The organism is Pseudotamlana agarivorans (assembly GCF_018860245.1).
Lineage (GTDB): Bacteria > Bacteroidota > Bacteroidia > Flavobacteriales > Flavobacteriaceae > Pseudotamlana > Pseudotamlana agarivorans_A.
Map to the genome: position 1 here is coordinate 93,312 of NZ_JAHKPD010000012.1, position 22,126 is coordinate 115,437.

Here is a 22,126-nt window from a genome sequence, read left to right on the forward strand (position 1 = left end):
ATATTTATGATTTTTGTAAATTTTTGTTTTTGTCCTTAAGATCTTTAAGCTTTTTCTCAAGAGTTGATATTATATCGTCTGCTTTATAACTTACATCTGAAACAATAGATTCTACATGCTCATCTAAGCTTTTCTTTTGAGTAGAAGCTGTACTCATCGCTTGCTCCCTAAGTTCTTGAGCTAAATCGGATAATTTGTGCTTCGCAGTATCTGCCTCATCACTTAAACGTTGTCTTGTATTTACGCCTTTATCTGGAGCAAATAAAATTCCTAAAACCGCACCAATTGCAGTTCCTGCTAAAAGTCCTAAAAATGTGTTACCATTATCATTCATAATATTTATTTTTTTAAAAATTAATGCACTACAAGAATACAATATACAAAATGATTTATTCACTTAAAAGTTTTTAAATACTTAAAGTAAGTCTATGCTTACTTTATTAAAAGTATCCATTTTGATATTTACTTGTTTTGAGCGGTGTAAATGTATTTCAAGTGTTCAAAGGCACTGCCGACATGTTATGTCGTACTGAAAATTAATGGTTTAGATTAGTTTTGTATGAAAATAAAACATAAATACTGTGGTTAATTTATTAAGAAGTAAGCACGAAGCACTGGGGTTTGAAACAAATACTAATGTAAAAGCATTAAGTATGAGTTTAAATAATGAGCAGATGGAAGCCATGGTGCATTCCTTTTTGCGGGTAATGATGGCCGATGAGAACGAATTACATCTTAAAATGTATAATTATATACATGAACAATTTAATACCATTGGGTTTGATATTAAGAAGCAATATGTGCATAAATATGCAGCAAGAGCAGATCATGAAGCTTATGCTATGCTTAATAAATTAACAGTCGAACAAAAAAAATGGTTTGGTGTCGCACTATATGATATGCTTTATAAACTGGGTACATGCCCTTCGGTTAACCAAGTTGCGCAATATAATATTATAAGAAAAAAGGCGTTGAATACTAAATATGTAAGTAGCTAGTTACTAATTCTACTTTATGAAGTTAAAGCGCGTTAATTGAATTCAAAAACCTACAAAAGGCAAGTATTTTATCCTTTAAAGACATGCAAGCTTGGCTCTTGAAATATGATGTTTTTTATAAGGATTTAAAATACAATTGGCAATGTCCAACTTTAAATTGCCAATATAAATTTACAGGTTGTTGTTCTTGTGAAGCCAAGCAAGAAACCTTTATTTTTTTATCGCTTTACCAGAAACTTCTAGAATTCTCTTATTATCATAAATATGAAGCTTATGTTTTAAATGAATTGCATGTTTATAATTCAATTAAAAATGACAAATCTCAAGTAAGATCTTGGGTTGTTAAAAATGAAAAGATCGCGGGAAATGCCTGTTTTGAGTTTTTAATGACTTATCATGCTTATAATGATGCGCCTATCGAGTTATTAGTTGTTGGAGACGGTTTGTTAGGTTTTGAGGTGTTTATAGATCATAAGGATTTTATATCCCTTATTCAATTTTTACAAACATTTGATGAACTTTTTTGGATTCAAAAAATTTATCCAGAAAGTGAGATTTTAGATGTTTTCGAATAAAATGATGTTAGTCACCAAACAAGAAATGATTAAAATCGCCCTCAATAAATCTTGGCGGAAAATCTAAATTCAACTGCTCCTGCAATGCTTTATCTTCCCATACGTTTTTAAGTCCGATCTGTAGATTCAAATTATAATTATCATCACGTTCTGTGTAGCCCCCTAATATGTAGTTTTTGTTATCGAGATCTCTAAAATATCTGAAAAATTGTGCCATCACATAAAAAATGGTCTCATTACAATCGCCTGTAATGTCATAACGGTAATAAATGGGACGTTCAACATGATTTGGAACAATTAAATCGGTTGCACGTAGATTTTTATTTGTTATTTCTCTATTTCTTAGTTTCTCGTATGTTTCCGCTTTTAGAGGTAAAACGATGCAATGCCCTGCGTAATATCCTGTTTTTCCCGCAAATACAAAATTGAGCTCAGGTAATAATCTAACAGCTTCTTTGATTAAATCATTATTTACATAGGTGTCATCCTTACGTTGGGAATCTAGGAAGTTATCGATATGTTTTAAGTCTAAATCGCAATCAATGGTTCTAATATTCTGTGTGGTGAGGTTTATTTGATCCTTATACCAAGACAAACTTGGTAATTCATTATTTTGTTCAGAAAGCGAATATTTTCTAGTTTTAAAGCTATAAAAAGTAGGGATTGGTATAGTAGCATTCAAGTTATGAATGAGCTGATAAGGCATTAAGGTTGCCAAAACAATATCTTCTTCTTTTTCAGATTTGACTAAAGTTAAATTCTTTTCCCAGCGTTGAATGGTTCTAAGGTCAACTTTTATACTAGCCGCGAAATCTGTTTGAGAAAGGTCGTTAAAATCGCGATAATCGCTAAATAGTTCACCTATGGAATAATATCTTTTCATTAAAAATTTAAAATGGTCATTAAATATAACTAAAATATCATCATGACATTTGATGTCGCAATGATAATCGGTATTAGTACTTAATTTTGTATTTCGTAAATCAAGCCTTCTTAAGGTCTTCTAATACCAATTATTATGAATCATAATATAAAAAGTAACAAATATAGACCAATTACCGCATTAGAGCGCAGTGTTTTCTTATATCTGCATATGCTTTCTAAATTTAGAAAAAAAGATTTATTTGGTACAGGTCCTGCTTTGTCAAGTTTATTTATGATTTCCTTAGAGAAAGCGGAAGATTTATTAGTACAATGGATGATTAATTTTAGGGAGGATGCCACATATAATTTAATATATGTACCTAGTCACCGCTAGAAACTAATTGTTTATCAATTTTAAGGTTTGATATTTATAATATGCATATGATTTTAAGTAAAATAAAGGAAATAGAGAACAGCATATCGCGTGACGGGGGAGCGAATTCCGAGGAACTGAATGCGGCTTCAAGTGTGAAAAACTTATTGTTACAAATCGATTATAAGTCGGAGCATATTTCGGACTTTTCATTAAGCAAAATCGTCAACCTTTTGAATTTTATAAAAGAGGATAATTTGTCGGTTGCAGAAGAAGCTGTGGTGAAACAAATCCTGGAAGACTTGTAAGTATCTATGACACAGGGTGTCGCATTAAAAACGCAAATAGCTTCGTAAATTTGTAGAGTAATTGAAGCAGAAGTGCTAAGGTTATGAAAGTTTTTAAGATAAAGGTTAATTAGAAATTAGAACGGGATTAATAGCAATTTGAAGTTTGATTTTTAAGTTTGAGGGGGTAACGGAATTTAATTTTCGCTGCCCCCTTTTTTTTGCCCATTAGTAATTTTCCTATTTGAATTCTGCATCATAATAAGTTGTAGCATCTTGGATGAACACTCCTAATTTTTTGTGCTCAAAAGCCGTTCTATCCTTGTCCCAATTTAAGTACCTAGCACAATCGGCTAAAATAATACCACGATACTTTTCAATACTCGAAATATCAAAATATAAACGCCCTGTACGTCTTACAAAAAAATCACTCAAACTATTTACCATTTCATAGTTTATAGTAAACCAAAGTTCTGCTCTTATTAGACGTTCAAGAATATTTTTATTATCGAAGTCTTTTGTTTTGCTTAAAATCAAACGGGCTTGATGCCCATAGTTTGAACATAAATACCAGGCGTGATAAGTATCAAATACTCCTAAGTTTTTAAGTTCTAGGCTTAGTTTTATTTCAAATTCTTGAGCTTCTTCATAGGTGTTTAAGCTAGGCTCAACTAATGCAATATGTTCCGTTTGAGAAGTATCTAGTTTATTTTTTTCTTCGGAATTTAAACGATCCAAAACCGCATTTAAAGCACGATGAGCCATTTTTCTATAACCTGTGAGTTTTCCGCCTGCAATTGAAATTAACCCGGTGTCTGAAACAAATAATTCATCTTTTCTAGATAATTCTGAAGGCGCTTTATCATCTTCATGAATTAATGGTCTTAATCCTGCCCAATTAGATTCCACATCGTTCACGGTTAAATGAATGTCAGGGAAGGTTTTGTTAATAGCATTTAATAAATAAGCCACATCGCTTTTAGTGGCTACAACACGGTCTTTGTGGCCTGTATAATTGGTGTCTGTCGTTCCAACGTAAGTGACGCGTCCTCTAGGAATAGCAAAAATCATACGGCCATCTTCAACATCAAAATATATAGATTGCTGTATTGGTAATTTATCCTGCGGAAATACAATATGCACGCCTTTGGTTAAATGTAAGTGTTTGTGGTTTATAGAGTGGTCTTTGGTTCTAATTAAATCTGCCCATGGCCCCGTAGCTGAAATGTAGCTTTTGGCAGAAATAGTAAAACCTCTATTCGAATTATTATCTATGCAGTTTAAGCTTTCAATTTTGGAATGTGCGTTATAATTGAAACCCTGCATTTCGCAGTAATTAATGATTGTTGCTCCAAATGATGCTGCTTTTTTTAAAACTTCTAAGGTCAAACGCGCATCGTCAGTACGATATTCTGCATATAATGCACCTCCGATAGTAACTGCTTTATCTAGTAAAGGTTCTTTTTCCAGAGTTTCAGCTTTGTCTAGCATAATTCTGCTATCATCACCATGAACATCTGCTAGAAAGTCATAAACTTTGAGTCCTATGGAGGTCATTATTTTACCATAAGTACCACCTTCACTTAACGGTAAAAGCATTTTTTCTGGTGTAACTAAATGTGGGGCTAGTTTATGAACAATAGCACGTTCCGATCCAGATTCTCGTACCAAACCCACTTCAAATTGCTTTAAATAACGTAAGCCGCCATGAATGAGTTTTGTTGATTTATTACTGGTTCCAGAAGCAAAATCGTTTTTTTCAATAAGGCAAACGTTCATGCCTCTTGAGGCGGCGTCTAAAGCAATGCCGGCTCCTGTAATACCACCTCCAATTATGGCTAAATCAAAAGTATCAGATTGTAGTTTTTCTATCTGTTGGTTTCGGTTAAATACGGAAAACGGTGATTCAGTTTTTGGCATACATGACATGGACTTTTTTAATTCATTTATTCTAAAAAAGCGATAGTTGTTTCCACAACCTGCTTTAAATGTGTTGGGAGATTACTTTTTCCCCAGGGATGAGATGCGCCAAATACATGATTGGCACCTGCAATAATTTTAGAGACGCTATCAGGTTTCCAAGAATGAAGATTATGAGCTTCTTCAATTCGAACGGTGGTATCTTCATCTCCATGAATGATTAGAAAAGGTTTATTTAAGTTTGATACAGCACGTTTGATGTCAAGGCGTTCAGCATTAGTGATGAAATCTTCATAAAACTGATAAAAATGTGGCATTTGTTGCTTGGTTCGACCGTTTTCAACATATTTTACACCGTCTTTTTTCCATTGTTCCGCATCTCCTGAAATAGGGTAGCGGTTGGAATAATCGCTTACTCCAGCTAAACTAATTACTTTTTTAATGCGTGAATCTGCCTCAGATTTTATAGACACGATACCACCAGCTCTACTATGTCCCATAACATTGATGCTGTTTGTGTTAGTTTCATTTTTGTAAACGGGATTTTCTGAAATCCAATCAATAATGGTTTCTAAATCGTCTAATTCTTTAGTGTAATTATTGTTTCCGAAAGCTTCCAAGTCTGGAAAATCGATGGGTTGTTCTGGTGTTCCTCCGTTAAAGGCAAAATTGAATTTAATAAAAAAGAATCCATTTTCGGCGAAAGCGTTTGCCATAAGATCCCATGCACCCCAATCCTTAAAACCTTTGTAACCATGACAAAAGATAAGTATAGGTTTTGGGTTTTGGTTTTCGATGAAAAAGACATCCGTTAGAATTGGTTTTCCATGTTTGCCTGCTATCGCGGTGTTTTTCGTAATTTTCATACTAAACTTCTTTTTCGGTGAAATCTATATTCAGATTACAGATTTCAAGGATGAGCTCTTTTAATTCAGTTTCAAAAGCTGAAAGGGTGTCTTCTGAAATTAATGTGTTTTTTGATCGGCTGCCGCTTTCTTTTTTTGAAAACTTTAAAAACCCCTTGCTTAAATTTTTAAATGAAATGATGCCTGCTTCGATTGGTAATTTTAATTGACTAGATTGTTGCATCATATAAGCATAAGCTAGAATTTGAAAACTTTTACTGAATTTTTTATAATCCGAGGTGATGTCTTCCCAATTTACAATTTCTACTTGGTTTTGGTCTACTTTTCCTGTTTTATAGTCTATTATTCTTATGATGCCGTTACATTCATCAACCCGATCCACCTTGCCACGTAATCTTACTGGAAAATCTAATTCTGGAATGTCAATTAAGATATTGTTATCGGCTTCAATGGCTATAATCTTTATTTTGTTGCCTGCTTTTAAGCTTTTAATTTCTAAATCCAAAAAGTTTGAAACATAACGTTTTGCAATTTCAGAAATGATGAGGTTTTTTCCTTTAGTAATATCACCTTCTTTAAATTCTTTTTTAAAATGATAGGAGACACGTGTTTCAATTTTTGGTCTTAAGGCATTGACAATATCAATAGTTATAAAGGAATTTTCCAAAGGTTTATAAAAGTCCTCTAAAGTGTTGTGAACAACAGTGCCTAGTGTGTTTGCAGCAACAGTTTCTTCCACATCATTATGATCTCTAATTTTTAGGATTTTCTGATAATAAAAATCTATAGGGTTGCGCATGTAATTAGTAAGTGAGGAAGGCGAAAATCCTTCTTTAGCTAATTGGGCGAGCGCTAAGCCTAATTCGGGTGTTTTCTTAACTACAATTAGTTTTTGCTCTATTATGGGCACTTGTGGCGCTATAATATGCTGTTTTAGATCGTGAATGCCTTCCAGTTCAAGTTGGGTGATGAATCTGCTTTTTTCTCCTCCTGTTAATACATCGGCTTCAGTATTGTATAATATAAATACATTTTTTGCGCGTTGTAGTAATCTGTAAAAGTGATACGTGTAAACGGCATCTTTCTCTTTATAGGTTGGCAACTTGTTTTCAATTTTCACATCAAAGGGAATAAATGAATTGTTGCTTTTTCCAGAAGGTAAAACACCCTCATTTACAGATGAAATAATAATCGTTTCAAAGTCTAAAACACGAGATTCTAACATACCCATAACCTGTAAACCTTGTAAGGGTTCACCTTGAAAATCTAGGGATTCTGAACTTAATAATTCCTTGTAAACACTATATAAAGTTGAAATGTCATTAATGTGTTTATGTGTGGCGTTTAAACTGGTTAGTGCATTGAATAGTTCGTTAAAACGGAAAAGGTATTCTAGGGATAACAGGTTTGATTCTGTGTTATTATCGAAACATTTTTTTATGGCTAAAATAAGGTTCGAACAATTGTGTAAAGCCTGGTCTACGGAAGCATTCCAGTTTGAAAAAAGTAATTCTAGTACGTCTGAAGACTTTTCGGCAATTTTCTTCAATCGTGAGTTGCTCAGATAAACTAGATTATTAGTATCAATCGTTTCTATGAGTATTGCGGCGTAATCCACATCATCAACATAAAAAAGAGGTCTTACGTATTGATGTGATATGATTTTAATAAGGTCCTTAAAGTAGAATGATTTTGAATTCGACTTATGTAAATTAAATAAGGCATCAAAAAGGGACGCTAAGGGAATCGATTTTAACGGAAATCCCATCGTAATATTTAGCGCATCTATAGTATTTGGGATGGCGTTTAATACGGGAATGAGTAAATTTTCATCCCCCAAAACTACGGCAGTATTTTCTAATCCTGGGTTTTCTTTTTGTAAATCATTTAATAGCGTACCTATGTATTTAGCTTGTCCAATATTTTTTGGAATTCCATATACAGAAATGTTTTTGGGGTTAGAGTAGTTATCTGTGATCCATTGAAAGGGGTTGGTATTAAAAAAGTTCCAATTGTTTTTATGTTGTCTTGTAAACAAAGCGGCATCATGTAATTTGTTCTCAAGGAACACGCGATCAATATCCCAATATATTTTGGCTAAGTGATGTTCCAGTAATGCTTGAATAATTATTTCTTCAGCGGTATTAAGAGCATTAAAACCTAAGAATACATGTTGTGTTTTCGTGTTTTTCTCAATATATGAAGCAATTTTAGATGCTGCTTCCCTGTATATTAGGCCTTGATAACCAAGGTTATTCTTGATGAGGTGTTTTGTAAAATGCTTGTAATAATCAAATAACTTATTCCAGAATGCTAAGTAATTTTTTACGAATTCCGTTTTTGGTTCTTCTAAAGACCAATGTTTTAAATCTTCAATCGCAGCGAGGTAATCAAATATATGTTCCTGCGCTATGACATAACGATCTATTTCATTAAAATCTTGAAGTAATATTTGAGCCCATTTAGAGAAGGCTTCAAAAGTGTCTATTTCATCGCCTTTTGATATTTGAAGATAAGAGTTGTAGAATTCAAAAAGTAATTCAGTATTGGAAATAGATTTAAGTTGAGATATTTCCTCAACGAATTCTTCAATACTTACGATTCTAGGCGCAAAAAGTGTTTTCTCTAATACCTGTGGGAGTTGGTCTTTTAAAAACACACCAGCTCGTTTGCTGGGTAAAACAAAGGTAACTTCTGATAAGTTGGTTTGATTCTTTTTTAAATCTTGTAATACGTCAAGGATGAATGTTGTCATGTTATAAAAATAAAAAACGCTTCGGTTTCCCGAAGCGTTTTTCTTAATCTATTTTATAACTTTTTAAAAAGAGTCTTATTCTTTTACTAAGTTAATTTCAACACGTCTGTTGTTTGCTCTACCAGCACGTGTTTTGTTTGAGTCAATTGGTTTAGTTTCACCATATCCTTTAGCAGATAATCTGAATTCCTCAATACCTTTGTTTGTTAAGTACTCTTTTACAGAAAGAGCTCTTGCATCAGATAATTTAAGATTTGAAGATGCAGAACCTACACTATCAGTATGACCTTCAACTGTAAATTTAGCATGAGGGTACTCTTTTAAGATATCAATGATATTCTTTAATACTTCAGCTGAGTGACTTTTGATAGTCGCTTTACCTGTATCAAATAAGATTGTTTTAGCGTAAGCATTTAAAGATTTTTGTACAGCCTCAGATAATTCAGGACATCCGTTGTTTGCAACAGTTCCAACTACTTCTGGACATTTATCATCTTTATCTAACACACCATCACCATCAGTATCTGGCCAAGGACATCCACTGTTAGCTGCAGGACCTGCAACATCTGGACATTTATCATCACCATCAGCAACACCGTCACCATCAGCATCAGGACAACCGTTTAAAGCTTTAATACCAGCAACAGTTGGACAAGCATCATCTTTATCAGGGATTCCGTCACCATCAGTATCAGGACATCCGTTAAACTCAGCTAAACCAGCTTCGTTAGGACAATCATCTTTACTATCTTGGATTCCATCACCATCAGCATCTGGACAACCATCAAATTCTTTTAAACCAGGTACGTGAGGACAAGCGTCATCTTTATCGTAGATTCCGTCACCATCAGTATCAGCTCCACCAAATCTGATAGAAACACCAGCAGTATGTTGGAAGTGAGAATATAAGTAATCTTCGAAAGCATGCTTATAAGATGATTGAAGCGTTAAACCAATGTTATCTGTAAACCAAACGTTAACACCAACTGTACCATTTACAGTACCAGCACCAATTTCGTCAACCCAAGTGTAACCACCACCAAGTCCAACAAATGGATCAATTGTAGTGCCTTCTAAGAAGTTGTATTTGATGATACCATCAAGACCATAGTAAGAATCATCACTGTACATTCCATCTTCATCATCTCCAAACTTAGAGATTTTGTTTAATGAACCAGCAACTCCAAAAGTAAGACCACTACCTACATATTTCGATACAGAAATAGAAGATAATGAAGGTAAGATGTTCCAGTGATCAGTCGCGTTAAAAAATTCGTCGAACCACTCACCTTGAGGAGCATCTTCACCTACTGGGTAAAAGTCTACTGCGTTTGCACCAATGGAAATTTGCCATGGGTTGTTTTTGTCTTGCGCATTTACGTTGCTACAAACAAGTACAAGCAACATAGCGAACAATAATCTGCTAAGATTTTTCATATTCAAAAGTTTAAATTTTAAGTGTTAATTGTAAACAAAAGTAAGTTGTTAATTATTATTAACAAAGACAAATATATAAAAATATTGTAGATATGGTTATCTAGAGCTTAAGTTTACATAGCCTTAAACCTTAGTTAAGACCGAGTTTAAATAATATTCAAGGTTTTCCCAACCTTAATAAAAGCGCTAACTGCCTTGTTTAAGTGGACTTTAGAATGTGCAGCTGAAAGTTGTACACGAATTCTCGCTTTTTCTTTTGGGACTACTGGAAAGAAGAACCCAATAACATAAATTCCTTCGGTTAAAAGCAATTTTGACATTTCTTGTGCCAATTTTGCATCATAAAGCATCACGGGAACAATTGCTGAATCACCGTCTATAATGTCAAATCCTGCCGCTTTCATTCCTTTTTTAAAGTAATTGGTGTTCCATTCTAATGTATCCCTTAACTCGGTATTGTTTGTTAACATGTCAAACACCTTAATTGAAGCGCCTACAATAGCTGGAGCTAAAGAATTTGAAAATAAATAGGGTCTTGACAACTGTCGTAATAAATCGATGATTTCTTTTTTACCTGTAGTATACCCGCCCATGGCTCCACCTAATGCTTTGCCTAATGTTCCTGTTATAATATCGATACGGTCAAGCACATTTTTATCTTCTAGTGTGCCCCGGCCTGTTGCGCCTATAAACCCTGTGGCATGACATTCATCAATCATGACCAAAGCATCATATTTTTCGGCTAAATCACAAATTTTGTCTAATGGCGCTACGAGACCGTCCATTGAAAATACACCGTCGGTAACGATTATTTTAAATCGAGCACCGTTGGCATTCGCTGCAATAAGTTGATTTTCTAAATCTTCCATATCGCTATTTTGGTAGCGGTATCTTGCGGCTTTACATAAGCGCACGCCATCTATAATAGAGGCATGGTTTAATGAATCGGAAATTATCGCATCTTCCTTTCCCAGTAATGGTTCGAACACCCCACCGTTGGCATCAAATGCTGCTGCATATAATATGGTGTCTTCAGTTTGGTAGAAATCGGCTATTTTTTCTTCAAGTTCTTTGTGTATATCTTGTGTTCCACAAATAAAACGTACCGAACTCATCCCAAAACCGTGAGTATCCATAGTGTCTTTAGCAGCCTGGATTACGTCTGGGTGCGATGATAACCCTAAATAGTTATTGGCGCAAAAATTTAAAACTGTTTCACCTGTTTTTAGAGTGATTTCAGCACCTTGTGCAGATGTGATAATGCGTTCTTCTTTATAAAGTCCATTATCTTTTATCTCTTGAATTTTTTCTTGTAGATGATTTTTCAGTTTTCCGTACATTTCGTTGAATTTTATGCAAAATTAAACAACTTTTACGGTAATATCATAATCTGTATAGATAAGAATCTTCTTTTTTACGGTTATTTTCATGTCTTCCAGGACATCTTGATACAGTTGTAATTGTTGGGCATGTTTTTTGTCTTCTGCGCCAGTTTTATAATCGATGATAACCGCTTCGTTTTTATCATTAATAACCACCCGGTCTGGTCTATAAACTAATCCCTCTTTTGTAATGATATCGCGTTCATTATATATGGTGTTGATTTCTGAATAATATTGTCTTAGATCGGGATGTGTTACGATGTCGAATATCGTGCCTTTTAATAGGTCTGCTTGTTCAGAATTAATAATGGAAGATTTTATATAATCTGATAATATAGGATCTACATCTTCTTCTGTAAAGATTAAAGCCATAATATCATGAATAAGATTCCCTTTTTCAATGGCTTCTTGCTGATTTGTGTCCCATAAGAATCCAGATTTCGTGACTACCTTTATATTATGGTCTTCTTTTGCAGTTGAAATAAATGCTTGCTGAAATTCCATGTCTCTTATTTCTGAAGCTACTTCAGAAGTTTTTTGTTGGTTTCCGAAGGTATACGTTAATAGTGAGTCTTGCCATAGGCCTAAATGTTGTAAGTAATTAATAAGGAGGCCAGAGTACTTTTTTGAATTGACTTCACCTTTAGCTGAAATATCTTTTGTTGAGATCACATATAATTGTTCTACAGCTCGCGTTAAAGCGACATATAGCAGGTTGATGTTATCTAATTCCTGTTCCGATTTATGACGGTTAAAAATGTTTAAACCTTCGTTGCCAAAATGTTCAAAGTCTTTATTGTAATTTAATAAGGTGTGTGAAAGTCCGTTGTATTTCGCTTCATCTATTTTAAACCATTCTTTAGGTTCAATTTCCCGGTATACGTCTAAATCGGCATAAGGGAAAATAACCACAGGAAACTCTAAACCTTTAGATTTATGAATGGTCATAATCTGCACGGCATCTTGTCCTTTGGGAGAAATGATACTCAAACTCTCCTTTTTCTTATCGAAATATTCTAAAAACCCCGAGATGTCCGAACCTTTCTTCTGTGAAAAGTCATGAATAATATCTAGGAAAAACTGCACGTAGGCGTTGGAGTTTTTAACCAGGTTGAACGTTCTTACCAGAGTTTCGGCTAAATCGTAAAGCGGAAGTTGTAATAAACCTGTATTAGAAATATAGATATTGAAGGCTTCAAAACGCTTAAACAAATCTGAAATAGGCAGATTGATGTGGTTTATGAAAAACGCATGCTTATCTTCAATTTGAAAATGATCGGTTAGAAAGTTTAAAACCTTAATTTTTATTTCATTGTTTTTTGGCTGAATTAAAAGTGCAAGCAGATTATTTATAAAACCAACTTCAGGCGCATTGTTAATGAGTAAGGTTTCCGAAGAAATGATAGGGATGTTATGCTGACTCAAATAATTCGCTACAGCAACACCTTCTTTCTTTTTTCTTACTAAAACACAAATTTCTTTCAGCTTAAAACCATTTTCTAGACAGCTTTTAATTTTTTCTAAAGTAACCTCTGGGAACAATTCATCACGTACATCTTCTTTTTCAATCTCTAAAAAAGAGAGTTCCACATAACCTGCTTTATCTTCGGTTATATTTTGGGCAGCGTTTTTGTATAAAGATTGGTAATCTGGATGATTAAAAACATGATGTGATAAAAATTGGAATAAGCCATTGTTGAAGTTTACAACCGCTTTAAAACTCCTAAAGTTAGAAGGTAAATTTTCAACGCGCTTATCAATATGAAAAGGGTTGTCCGAATTGAATAAGCCTATAAATTGTTCTGCTTTCCCTCCGCGCCAGCGATAAATTGCTTGTTTGGCATCGCCTACTAACATCGTGGTTCCGCCTTGAGCTGATAAAGAATTGCCCAGAAGCGGAATTAAATTCTCCCATTGCATCACCGAGGTATCCTGAAATTCATCAATAAAATAATGTTTGAACTTTTCACCAATACGTTCATATATAAAAGGTGTGGGTTGTTCTTTAATTTCGGTACTGATGATGGCGTTAAACTCCGAAATAAGCATTTTATTTTGAGCTTCTTTTAACTCGGTTAACTCGGTGTTTATCGCGTTTAAAACGGATAAAGGTGTGATGTTTCTATAAAAGGCTTTTAAAAATTTTAGATGAAACACTTCTGCTTTAATGGCTTTGTATTTCAGTTCTAATTCTGGTAATATTCTGTCAATTAAATCTTTTAATTTATCATCGAGTGTTTTGCTGTAAATGCCTTTTCGCTCGGTAATGTTTTCTTCTAATTTATTATCGTATAGCCTGTCGAAGTTTAGTGCTTTTGCTTTTTTAAAATGGTTAGGAAGTGTACTTCTGGTAAAATTTGAAGTTTCTAAGCCTGAATTTTCAATTAAATCAAGAACCTGCTGAGCCAGATTTGATATTTTATTTTCTGATGTGGATATTTCTTTTTTTAGTTGAGTTTTTAAAACCCGAAAATCTTCTAAACTCTTATCTTTTAATTTTTCAATATAAGGAATATCATTTTCATTGGTTAGCAGTTTGGCCATTTTATTGAAATCGAAGGATACATCCCAGCTTTTGTCATCATCTGCTTTTTCTAATGCAAAATCAACTAAAATTTTGGTGAGCTCGGTATCGGTTCCAGCTTTTGTAATGAGGCTATCTACTGCTTCATATAACAAGGCATCTTGGTCTAATTCTACCTCAAAGTTTAGGGGGAGTTTTAAATCGTGTGCAAAAGTTCTAATGAGTTTATGGGTGAAGCCATCAATCGTAGAAATATCGAAGGCTGCGTAATTATAAATGATGTTGTTTAATAAAGCATCCGATTTTTTGTGTAAGGCATCGGGTTCTATTTGTAGTTCCTCACAAATAGACAGGAACATACTGTCGTTGCTTGTTAAAACCTCTGGGTTTGCAAAGCGTTTTAGGGTTTCAATAATACGCTCTTTCATTTCGGCAACGGCCTTATTTGTAAAAGTAATGGCAAGAATGCGTTTAAATTGGTCCCTATATGGTGATTGAAGTAATATTTTTAGATATTCCTTAACTAGGGTATAAGTTTTTCCACTTCCTGCTGAAGCATTGTATATGGTGAATGGTGCGGTGGGTTGCATAATGGGAAATTTGGATACAAGATAAAAACTATCGATGGTTTGATAGCTATTTATTATTTTTTATTGCCCGCTTTTATATGTAAATTTGGTGAAATCAAATATTAATATTTAAAAACAAAAATTATGGCTTTCGAATTACCGAAATTAGGATATGCTTATGATGCTTTAGAACCAAACATTGATGCAAAAACAATGGAGATTCATCATTCTAAACATCACCAAGGTTATACAAACAACTTAAATAACGCAATTGAAGGAACAGATTTAGAAGGAAAATCTATTGAAGATATTCTTACCAATTTAGATACAAGTAATGCAGCGGTTAGAAATAATGGTGGTGGATTTTACAACCACTCTTTATTTTGGGATGTATTAAATCCAGAAGATAGAGGGTATTTATCAGGTGAATTAAAAGATGCTATTGAAGCAGCCTACGGATCTAAAGAAGCTTTTATTGAAGCATTTTCTAAAGCAGCAGCTACGCGTTTTGGTTCAGGATGGGCTTGGTTATGTGTTCATAAAGGTGGAAAAGTTGAAATCTGTTCTACAGCAAATCAAGATAATCCATTAATGCCAGGAATTGGTTGTGGTGGAACACCTATTTTAGGTCTTGATGTTTGGGAACATGCTTATTACCTAAACTACCAAAACCGTCGTCCAGATTATATCAATGCATTTTTTAATGTGATTAACTGGAATGAAGCTGAAAAGCGTTACGCAGCAGCGAAGTAAATCATTTCGCTTTTTTTATAAGTTTTAAAATATTAAATCGTCTAGAAAGTCTTTCTTTTTAGACGATTTTTTTTGGTTTTGTTTGAAATAAGTAGGAAAATGCCTTTGGTCTTGTCCTATTTTACTTTATTTGCAGTTAAGCAATATTTACTTGAGTTTATAACTAACACTTATTATGCAGAAAAAAACAATCTTTATTGAAAAGGCGAACTGGTTTGCGCTATTATTTATGCTGCTAACTTCAGCGCCTGTAGTTTTAGTTTATTATTTGGTTTGGGGTTCTTTAAAACTCGCCTTAGAGCCAAAAGATTTTAGCATCATATTTATCTTTTTATTCGTTGCTTTTGTGTCTATCGTCATTCATGAACTCATTCACGGTGCCATATTTGCCTATTTTTCTGAAGATAAATGGAAAAGTGTCAAATTTGGGGTGCTATGGGCCAAATTAACACCTTATGCGCATTGCCGCACGCCTTTGTTTGTTAATCAATATATGTTAGCTGTTGTGATGCCTGGAGTTATTTTAGGTATTTTGCCGGTTATTATTGGGTTGTCAATAGGGAGTCTCCCTTTTTTATACTATGGGTTGCTCATGATTATGGCAGCGGCAGGAGACTTTTTAATTTTCGTGTTGCTTCTAAAAATGCCTAAAGGCAAAAAAATCCTAGATCACGATAGTGAAATGGCGTTTTATGTATTGGATGAGGAGACTAGTTAGTGTTTTTGTTTTGAACGCAAAATGCTTCTCGACTTCACCTGTCTGCCGATAGGTGGGCTCGAATGCCGTTAACAAATAAAATAAGATACGGTGAAGCCTAAAGTTATAAGAAAATGTGGGCTTCCTTTCTTTTCCTTGTGTCTCTCCGTGATATCCTCAGCGCAGCGCTGTGTAATAATCACGAAAGAGTAAGCTTCGAAGCCTAATAAATCTGTGTCTAGAATTTATTGGTTGCTAGTTGTTGGTTATTAGTTGATAGGCTTACTCTTACGCTTGTTTTCAAAAATAGTACAAATGCAATCCGTGTCTAAAAAAATCTCCGCGACTCTCTGTTAAACCTCAGCGCAGCTCTGTGTAACAATCACGAAAGTGTAAGCATCCAAAAACCAGAAACTAACAACCAGGAACCAGTAACTAATGAAAATGAAAAAGGTGAACATAAATGCTCACCTTTTTGCCCCAAATCTACCATGAACTTAACCTACTTATGTTATGGTGGGTCAAAGATACATTGCTTGTTTAAAATCTTGAAAAATATTAGCTAAACTACTTAAAAATTGGCTGTCGTGTTGAAAGTGTTATATGGAAGAGGGGTAGCGGCTATTTTTTTGTAAGATATTAGTACTGAATTGATTAAAATAAAAAAGGTGAACAGATGTTCACCTTTTTTGCCCCAAATCTACCATGAACTTAACCTACTTATGTTATGGTCTTACCAATTTATAGGTAATTCCTGTAACTTATGTATTTATTAGATAAACGGTAGATTTATAAGATTAAATGTTTTTTTATGCGATGAAATGTATTAAAGTAGGTTTTGGCTTACCGACTAATTTTTTATAATTATTAATAAGCACGCTCTTTATTTCCTTCAAAAAAGTTAATAAATGCTCTGTTCACAACGCGATTACCCCCAACTGTTGGGTAGTTTCCTGTAAAGTACCAATCCCCTAAATGTTCAGGGCAAGCTTTATGCAGGTTTTCAACAGGTTGGAAGATGATTTTCACTTCGGCATTTACACTTTCATCACTTAATAATTCTGAGATTTTATCTGAAATCTCTTCATCTGTAAACGGATCGTAAATTTCTTTTACAAAATTCTGAACATGTTTATCGGCCAACTCTGTTTGTGTGATACACTTTTCGTAAACTTCTTTAACAATATCGTATTTACCTTGGTCTTTTAGCAACTCTAAAGCGGCTCTAAAAGCAATTAAATCCTCTAATCTAGCCATGTCGATACCATAACAATCTGGGTAACGAATTTGAGGTGCTGAAGATACTACAACAATCTTTTTAGGTTTTAGACGGTCAAGCATTTTAAGAATACTTTTCTTTAAAGTGGTACCTCTAACAATACTATCGTCAATAATAACCAAATTGTCATTTGGTTTGATCACACCATAAGTTACATCATAAACGTGAGCCACTAAGTCGTCTCTACTGCTATCTTCAGTAATAAAAGTTCTTAGTTTTACATCTTTAATAGCGATCTTTTCAACACGAGCACGTTCCGATAAAATCTCGGTCACTTTGGCTGCAGATAATGAACGTTGACCATTTAGAATGGCATCAGTTTTACGTTCATTTATGTAATCTTCTGCGGTTTCAATCATTCCGAAAAACGACGTTTCTGCAGTATTAGGGATGTATGAGAAAACCGTGTTTTTTGTATCATTATTGATGGCTTCAAGAACCTTTGGCATTAATAATCTACCTAATTTTTTACGCTCTTGATAAATTTCAGCATCCGATCCTCTAGAGAAATAAATACGCTCAAAAGAACATGATTTTCTTTCTAAAGGTTCTAATATTTTTTTGAATCGAACTTCACCAGATTTTTTAATAATAATAGCTTGTCCTGGGTCTAATTCTTTTACATTGTCAAAGTCTACATTGAAAACGGTTTGAATTACAGGACGCTCCGATGCTACAACTACCACTTCATCATCTTGATAATAATATGCTGGACGAATACCTGCGGGATCTCTTAAAACAAAGGCATCACCATGCCCAATAAGTCCTGCCATGGCGTAACCACCATCCCAGTTTTTGGCGGCACGTCTTAAAATTTTAGCCACTTTTAAACGCTCGGCAATTTGAGGTGAGGCTTGTTGTTTATTATAACCTTCCTTTTTTAATTCTTTATAGATTTTGCTCACTTCATCATCTAGGAAGTGACCAATTTTTTCCATAATAGTAATGGTGTCGGTGTATTCTTTTGGGTGCTGACCTAATTCAATAAGGTTGGCAAAAAGTTCCTTAACATTGGTCATGTTAAAGTTACCCGCCATAATTAAATTACGGTGCATCCAGTTGTTTTGTCTTAAAAATGGGTGTACACTTTCAACACTATTTTTTCCGAAGGTACCATAGCGTACATGTCCTAATAAAACTTCACCTATATATGGAATGTTCTTTTTCTGTGCCGCTACATCATCCATGTACTCAGGGTGTGCTTTAAACTCGTTATTAACACGTTCGTTAATTTGAGCAAAAATGTCCTGAATTGGTTGTTGTGCTATAGAACGTACTCTACTAATGTAGCGTTCTCCTGGTTTTGTATCTAACTTGATGCTTGCAAGCCCAGCGCCGTCTTGACCACGGTTGTGCTGTTTTTCCATCATTAAATACATTTTATTTACCCCATAAAATGCGCTTCCGTACTTTTCTTTATAATATTCTAAAGGTTTTAAAAGTCGGATAACAGCTATTCCACATTCGTGTTTTAAGGCATCACTCATAATATAAATGTTTTCGCTTTATTCGTCAATTCAGGTTTTGTTTGTACTGAATTTTTGAATTTTGCTGAATTCTAAAAGGTTTATAATTAAAAACGCACTCTTTTACGAGCGCGTTGTTTTATGCTATTTCAATTTCAAATTGTGTTAACTGCTTAAACTGAAGCAATCGTTCATAAACTTCTTTATTTGATAAATTTTGTGTACGTTCGGTTCCAAATTTTTCAACACAAAACGATGCCAAGGTTGAACCATATATCACGGCTTGCTTCATGTTTTCAAAGGAAAAATCGTTGGTTTTAGCCAAATATCCAGCAAAACCACCAGCAAAAGTATCGCCGGCACCAGTTGGATCAAATACTTCTTTTAGCGGTAGAGCAGGGGCATAAAATGCTTGGTCTTTATGAAATAACAAAGCACCGTGCTCACCTTTTTTAATAACCACATATTTTGGACCCATGGTTTGAATTTTCTCAGCAGCCACTAATAAGGAGTATTCTCCAGTTAATTGTCTGGCTTCTTCATCGTTAATGGTAATCACGTCTACACGTTTAATAACGTTTAACAAATCATCTAACGCACAATCCATCCAAAAGTTCATGGTGTCTAAAATCACCATTTTTGGCTTGTTTGTAATTTGATCTAATACACTAGCTTGGACTAGCGGATGTAAGTTTCCTAACATCACGACTTCAGCATCTTTGTAGTCTCCGGGAACGACAGGGCTGAAATCTGCTAGCGTATTTAATTCTGTGATTAAAGTATCACGAGAATTCATATCATTATGGTAACGGCCTTTCCAGAAAAAGGTTTTGCCATCTTTAACGATTTCAATACCAGAAATGTCGATGTTTTTATTTGCTAATAAATCTAAATATTCCTGAGGAAAATCGCCACCAACAACAGAAACTGCAGCAGCATCAATGTTAAAATAAGAAGCAGCAAGACCAATAAAAGTTGCCGCGCCACCTAGAATTTTATCGGTTTTCCCGAAAGGCGTTTCAATAGCGTCAAAAGCTACTGTGCCAACAATTACTAATTTACTCATATAAGGAGACCTGATAATTTTTGTGCAAATATAAGCCTTTTTACAGATTAGGGCGATTATATTTATTTCAAATTACTTCAAATAGCTAAGTTTATAATAAAGTAAGTTGATTATTGTTTGGTGCTGAAGGTGAGATTGTTAGGGGTTATTTTCTTCCGAAATCAGCAGGAATTTCACCCCATGCTTTGGTTTCCCATTTGACGATGGTGGTATCGTAAGTATTGTTTTTTAGCCAGTCTACAGCGCGATCAACCAAATCAAAAACGGGTTTATTTTTGGCATTGCGTTCAAGTTTGGTGTTGCAGTTTTTCTTTTTTACCCAACTCATGGCGGTTCTAGAATCGGTGTACATGATGCGGTTGCTCTTGTTTTTTTTAAGTAAAGCCAGACCATGGACAAGCGCTAGAAATTCACCAATATTATTAGTGCCTTGTTCAAAAGGGCCTTGAATAAAAAGTTGTTTTTTGGTTTTGGTGTCTACACCACGGTATTCCATAATACCTGGGTTTCCGCTTGATGCAGCATCCACAGCAATGGAGTTGTAATTAGGCTGCCCTATTTTTTTGAGTTGCTCAGAGGATAAGCCACTTTTAAAAGATTTGTTCTTTCCAACATAATCAAAATAATTACCGTCTAGAGCCTTTTTAGCAGCTTCAAAAGTGGGGAAAGATTTGTATTGGGCACCTTGATAATCTTTAATTAAAGATTTGCAGGTGTTCCAGGAGTCGAAAACTCCTGTTTTGTGGCCTTTCCAAACGGCGTAGTATTTCTTTTTAGGTTTTGCCATTTTTTTCATTTCCGCGAAGGCGGAAATCTCATGAATTTAATGTTTTGATTGTTGAAAGGCTATACCACATGATTTTATAATATTTTAAAAATAGTTGGGTATTTTTTTGAGTAGATAATTTCGACTTTTTGATTTGTCATTTTATTCGAAATTACCAATTGACTATTTTTTACCGTAAAGCTACTTTTTTTTGGTTTAAAATTTTTTTTAGGTAATCCTTGGTATATTATTCCATTCGGTGTTTTGTACTGAAACATAGCGAACTCTTTAGTTTCTTTCCCGTATTTTATTAAATAAGATTGTTTCTCAAAACCAATAAAAGTTGCGATAGTTTTTTCTGTATTTTCCTTAAGAAAATGTTCTTGTATTTTTATGTTTAAATTTTCACTAAAATACATGAGCCCTACCATAACAGGTATTACTAGAATGTAAATAAAAAAGGAACGTCCAAAAATCCATTTTAAAGGATTGTTTTTAAATGAAATCTCCTCGTTATTCTTGTCTATTCTTGAAACTAAATTGTACAATAATAATGTAAAACCAATCAAATATAAAATCAGCGAAATGGATTCTAAATTAGCCCAATTTTTAGCTAAATGACCAAAAAGAGCTTTGATTGTGGTTCCAGCTAATATTAGAAGTATGGCTAATAATTTCATTTTTCTCAAATATATTCTGATTAGTAGGTATTATAGCCAATCCTATAAAAACCCCTTCCTTTTGTAATTCATTTTAACTTACTATTTCAACAATCCCTCCACAACCTTCGGAAAATGTTCCATCTCTAATTCGTGAATTTTAGCGGCCACATCATCAGCTGAATCAGTTGGTTCTACCTCACATTTCGCTTGAAAAATGATAGCACCTTCATCATAATGCTCATTCACATAATGAATGGTAATACCTGTTTCAGTTTCCTTATTATCTACAACCGCTTGATGAACGTTCATGCCGTACATGCCTTTTCCTCCAAATTTTGGTAATAGCGCCGGGTGTACATTAATGACTTTGTTAGGAAAAGCGTTTAATAGGTTGTCAGGGAATTTCCATAGGTAACCCGCTAAAACAATTAAATCTGGGTTAGACGCTTTTAGTAAATTAAGGACATCATCGGTTTTTGAAATCGCGACTCTGTTAAATGAAAACGCGCTAACTTTTAGGTTTTTTGCGCGATCTAATACTTTCGCTTGGGGTTTATTAGTAAGCACCTGTACAACTGATGCTGAATTATTGTTTTCGAAAAACTTGATTAAATTTTCGGCATTTGAACCACTTCCTGAAGCAAAAATTACAATACGTTTCATCTATTTGTGAGGTGTTATTATGTTGTTGTATAAAGTTATTGATGGCTGATTTAGGAGAATTCTTGTTAAATATTTTACAAGTTCGGGCTAATTACGGACTTATAGACTTATATTTGTTCTGGCAAAAAAAAGAATAATTATTAACAATTAGAAGCGATTATATAAATACTTAAAAGTAATTTTAGTAAATTATAGACACATTTTTAAACTAAAGACGTGTTTTA

The 22,126-nt window shown here is 34.1% G+C and carries 19 protein-coding genes; 6 read left to right on the forward strand and 13 right to left on the reverse strand.

From position 1 onward, the window contains the following. Nucleotides 1-4: 4 nt before the first annotated feature. Nucleotides 5-334, reverse strand: coding sequence for a YtxH domain-containing protein (locus tag KO493_RS06915; RefSeq protein WP_216067213.1), 330 nt, complete (start codon nt 332-334; stop codon nt 5-7). Between the two features lie 247 nt (nt 335-581). Between KO493_RS06915 and KO493_RS06920 the strand changes: the two genes are divergently transcribed. Continuing rightward, nucleotides 582-998, forward strand: coding sequence for a hypothetical protein (locus KO493_RS06920; protein WP_216067214.1), 417 nt, complete (start codon nt 582-584; stop codon nt 996-998). A gap of 83 nt (nt 999-1,081) precedes the next feature. Then, nucleotides 1,082-1,573 (forward strand): hypothetical protein, encoded by a 492-nt coding sequence (locus KO493_RS06925; RefSeq protein ID WP_216067215.1) that lies wholly within the window; start codon nt 1,082-1,084, stop codon nt 1,571-1,573. A 7-nt stretch (nt 1,574-1,580) separates the two neighbouring features. Here the strand turns inward: KO493_RS06925 and KO493_RS06930 are convergent, their stop codons facing one another. Next, a complete protein-coding gene (locus KO493_RS06930; protein ID WP_216067216.1) occupies nt 1,581-2,456 on the reverse strand; it encodes a helix-turn-helix domain-containing protein in 876 nt (291 codons plus the stop codon). Between the two features lie 135 nt (nt 2,457-2,591). On the opposite strand from KO493_RS06930, the gene KO493_RS06935 reads away from it, so the two are divergent. Both KO493_RS06935 and KO493_RS06940 read left to right on the forward strand, forming a co-directional pair. Continuing rightward, a complete protein-coding gene (locus tag KO493_RS06935) occupies nt 2,592-2,831 on the forward strand; it encodes a hypothetical protein (RefSeq protein ID WP_216067217.1) in 240 nt (79 codons plus the stop codon). A 47-nt stretch (nt 2,832-2,878) separates the two neighbouring features. Next, complete coding sequence (locus KO493_RS06940) at nt 2,879-3,118, forward strand: hypothetical protein (protein WP_216067218.1); 240 nt, start codon at nt 2,879-2,881, stop codon at nt 3,116-3,118. 219 nt (nt 3,119-3,337) lie between these two features. Here KO493_RS06940 and KO493_RS06945 read toward each other — a convergent pair whose 3' ends face one another. From KO493_RS06945 to KO493_RS06970, 6 genes are all read right to left on the reverse strand, one after another. Further along, nucleotides 3,338-5,017 carry a glycerol-3-phosphate dehydrogenase/oxidase gene (locus KO493_RS06945; protein WP_252723175.1) on the reverse strand — a complete coding sequence of 560 codons (1,680 nt, stop codon included), beginning with the start codon at nt 5,015-5,017 and terminating at the stop codon, nt 3,338-3,340. A 26-nt stretch (nt 5,018-5,043) separates the two neighbouring features. After that, complete coding sequence (locus KO493_RS06950; RefSeq protein ID WP_216067220.1) at nt 5,044-5,883, reverse strand: alpha/beta hydrolase family protein; 840 nt, start codon at nt 5,881-5,883, stop codon at nt 5,044-5,046. 1 nt (nt 5,884) lies between these two features. After that, nucleotides 5,885-8,638, reverse strand: a complete 2,754-nt coding sequence (locus KO493_RS06955) for a PD-(D/E)XK nuclease family protein (protein ID WP_216067221.1) — start codon at nt 8,636-8,638, stop codon at nt 5,885-5,887. Between the two features lie 75 nt (nt 8,639-8,713). Next, nucleotides 8,714-10,075 carry an OmpA family protein gene (locus KO493_RS06960; RefSeq protein WP_216067222.1) on the reverse strand — a complete coding sequence of 454 codons (1,362 nt, stop codon included), beginning with the start codon at nt 10,073-10,075 and terminating at the stop codon, nt 8,714-8,716. A gap of 146 nt (nt 10,076-10,221) precedes the next feature. Next, the gene (gene kbl, locus KO493_RS06965; RefSeq protein WP_216067223.1) at nt 10,222-11,415 is read right to left on the reverse strand and encodes a glycine C-acetyltransferase; all 1,194 of its coding nucleotides are present in this window, start codon (nt 11,413-11,415) and stop codon (nt 10,222-10,224) included. A 21-nt stretch (nt 11,416-11,436) separates the two neighbouring features. Next, the gene (locus KO493_RS06970) at nt 11,437-14,571 is read right to left on the reverse strand and encodes a UvrD-helicase domain-containing protein (RefSeq protein WP_216067224.1); all 3,135 of its coding nucleotides are present in this window, start codon (nt 14,569-14,571) and stop codon (nt 11,437-11,439) included. 123 nt (nt 14,572-14,694) lie between these two features. On the opposite strand from KO493_RS06970, the gene KO493_RS06975 reads away from it, so the two are divergent. Then, nucleotides 14,695-15,303: a superoxide dismutase gene (locus KO493_RS06975; RefSeq protein ID WP_216067225.1), complete on the forward strand. Its 609-nt coding sequence runs from the start codon at nt 14,695-14,697 to the stop codon at nt 15,301-15,303. Nucleotides 15,304-15,478: 175 nt separating this feature from the next. Beyond that, a complete protein-coding gene (locus KO493_RS06980; RefSeq protein WP_216067226.1) occupies nt 15,479-16,021 on the forward strand; it encodes a DUF3267 domain-containing protein in 543 nt (180 codons plus the stop codon). Between the two features lie 846 nt (nt 16,022-16,867). On the opposite strand, the gene KO493_RS06985 is transcribed toward KO493_RS06980, so the two are convergent. The 5 genes from KO493_RS06985 to KO493_RS07005 all read right to left on the reverse strand — a co-directional run bounded on the left by KO493_RS06985 (nt 16,868) and on the right by KO493_RS07005 (nt 21,902). Continuing rightward, nucleotides 16,868-18,766: an amidophosphoribosyltransferase gene (locus tag KO493_RS06985; protein ID WP_216067227.1), complete on the reverse strand. Its 1,899-nt coding sequence runs from the start codon at nt 18,764-18,766 to the stop codon at nt 16,868-16,870. A gap of 118 nt (nt 18,767-18,884) precedes the next feature. Then, nucleotides 18,885-19,811 (reverse strand): PfkB family carbohydrate kinase, encoded by a 927-nt coding sequence (locus KO493_RS06990; RefSeq protein ID WP_216067228.1) that lies wholly within the window; start codon nt 19,809-19,811, stop codon nt 18,885-18,887. 145 nt (nt 19,812-19,956) lie between these two features. After that, on the reverse strand, nt 19,957-20,598 hold the full coding sequence (locus KO493_RS06995) for a ribonuclease H1 domain-containing protein (RefSeq protein WP_216067229.1): 642 nt from the start codon (nt 20,596-20,598) through the stop codon (nt 19,957-19,959). A 74-nt stretch (nt 20,599-20,672) separates the two neighbouring features. Further along, nucleotides 20,673-21,257 (reverse strand): hypothetical protein, encoded by a 585-nt coding sequence (locus tag KO493_RS07000; RefSeq protein WP_216067230.1) that lies wholly within the window; start codon nt 21,255-21,257, stop codon nt 20,673-20,675. 81 nt (nt 21,258-21,338) lie between these two features. Continuing rightward, entirely contained in the window at nt 21,339-21,902 is a 564-nt protein-coding gene (locus KO493_RS07005; protein WP_216067231.1) for a phosphoribosylglycinamide formyltransferase, read from the reverse strand. Nucleotides 21,903-22,126: the final 224 nt, after the last annotated feature.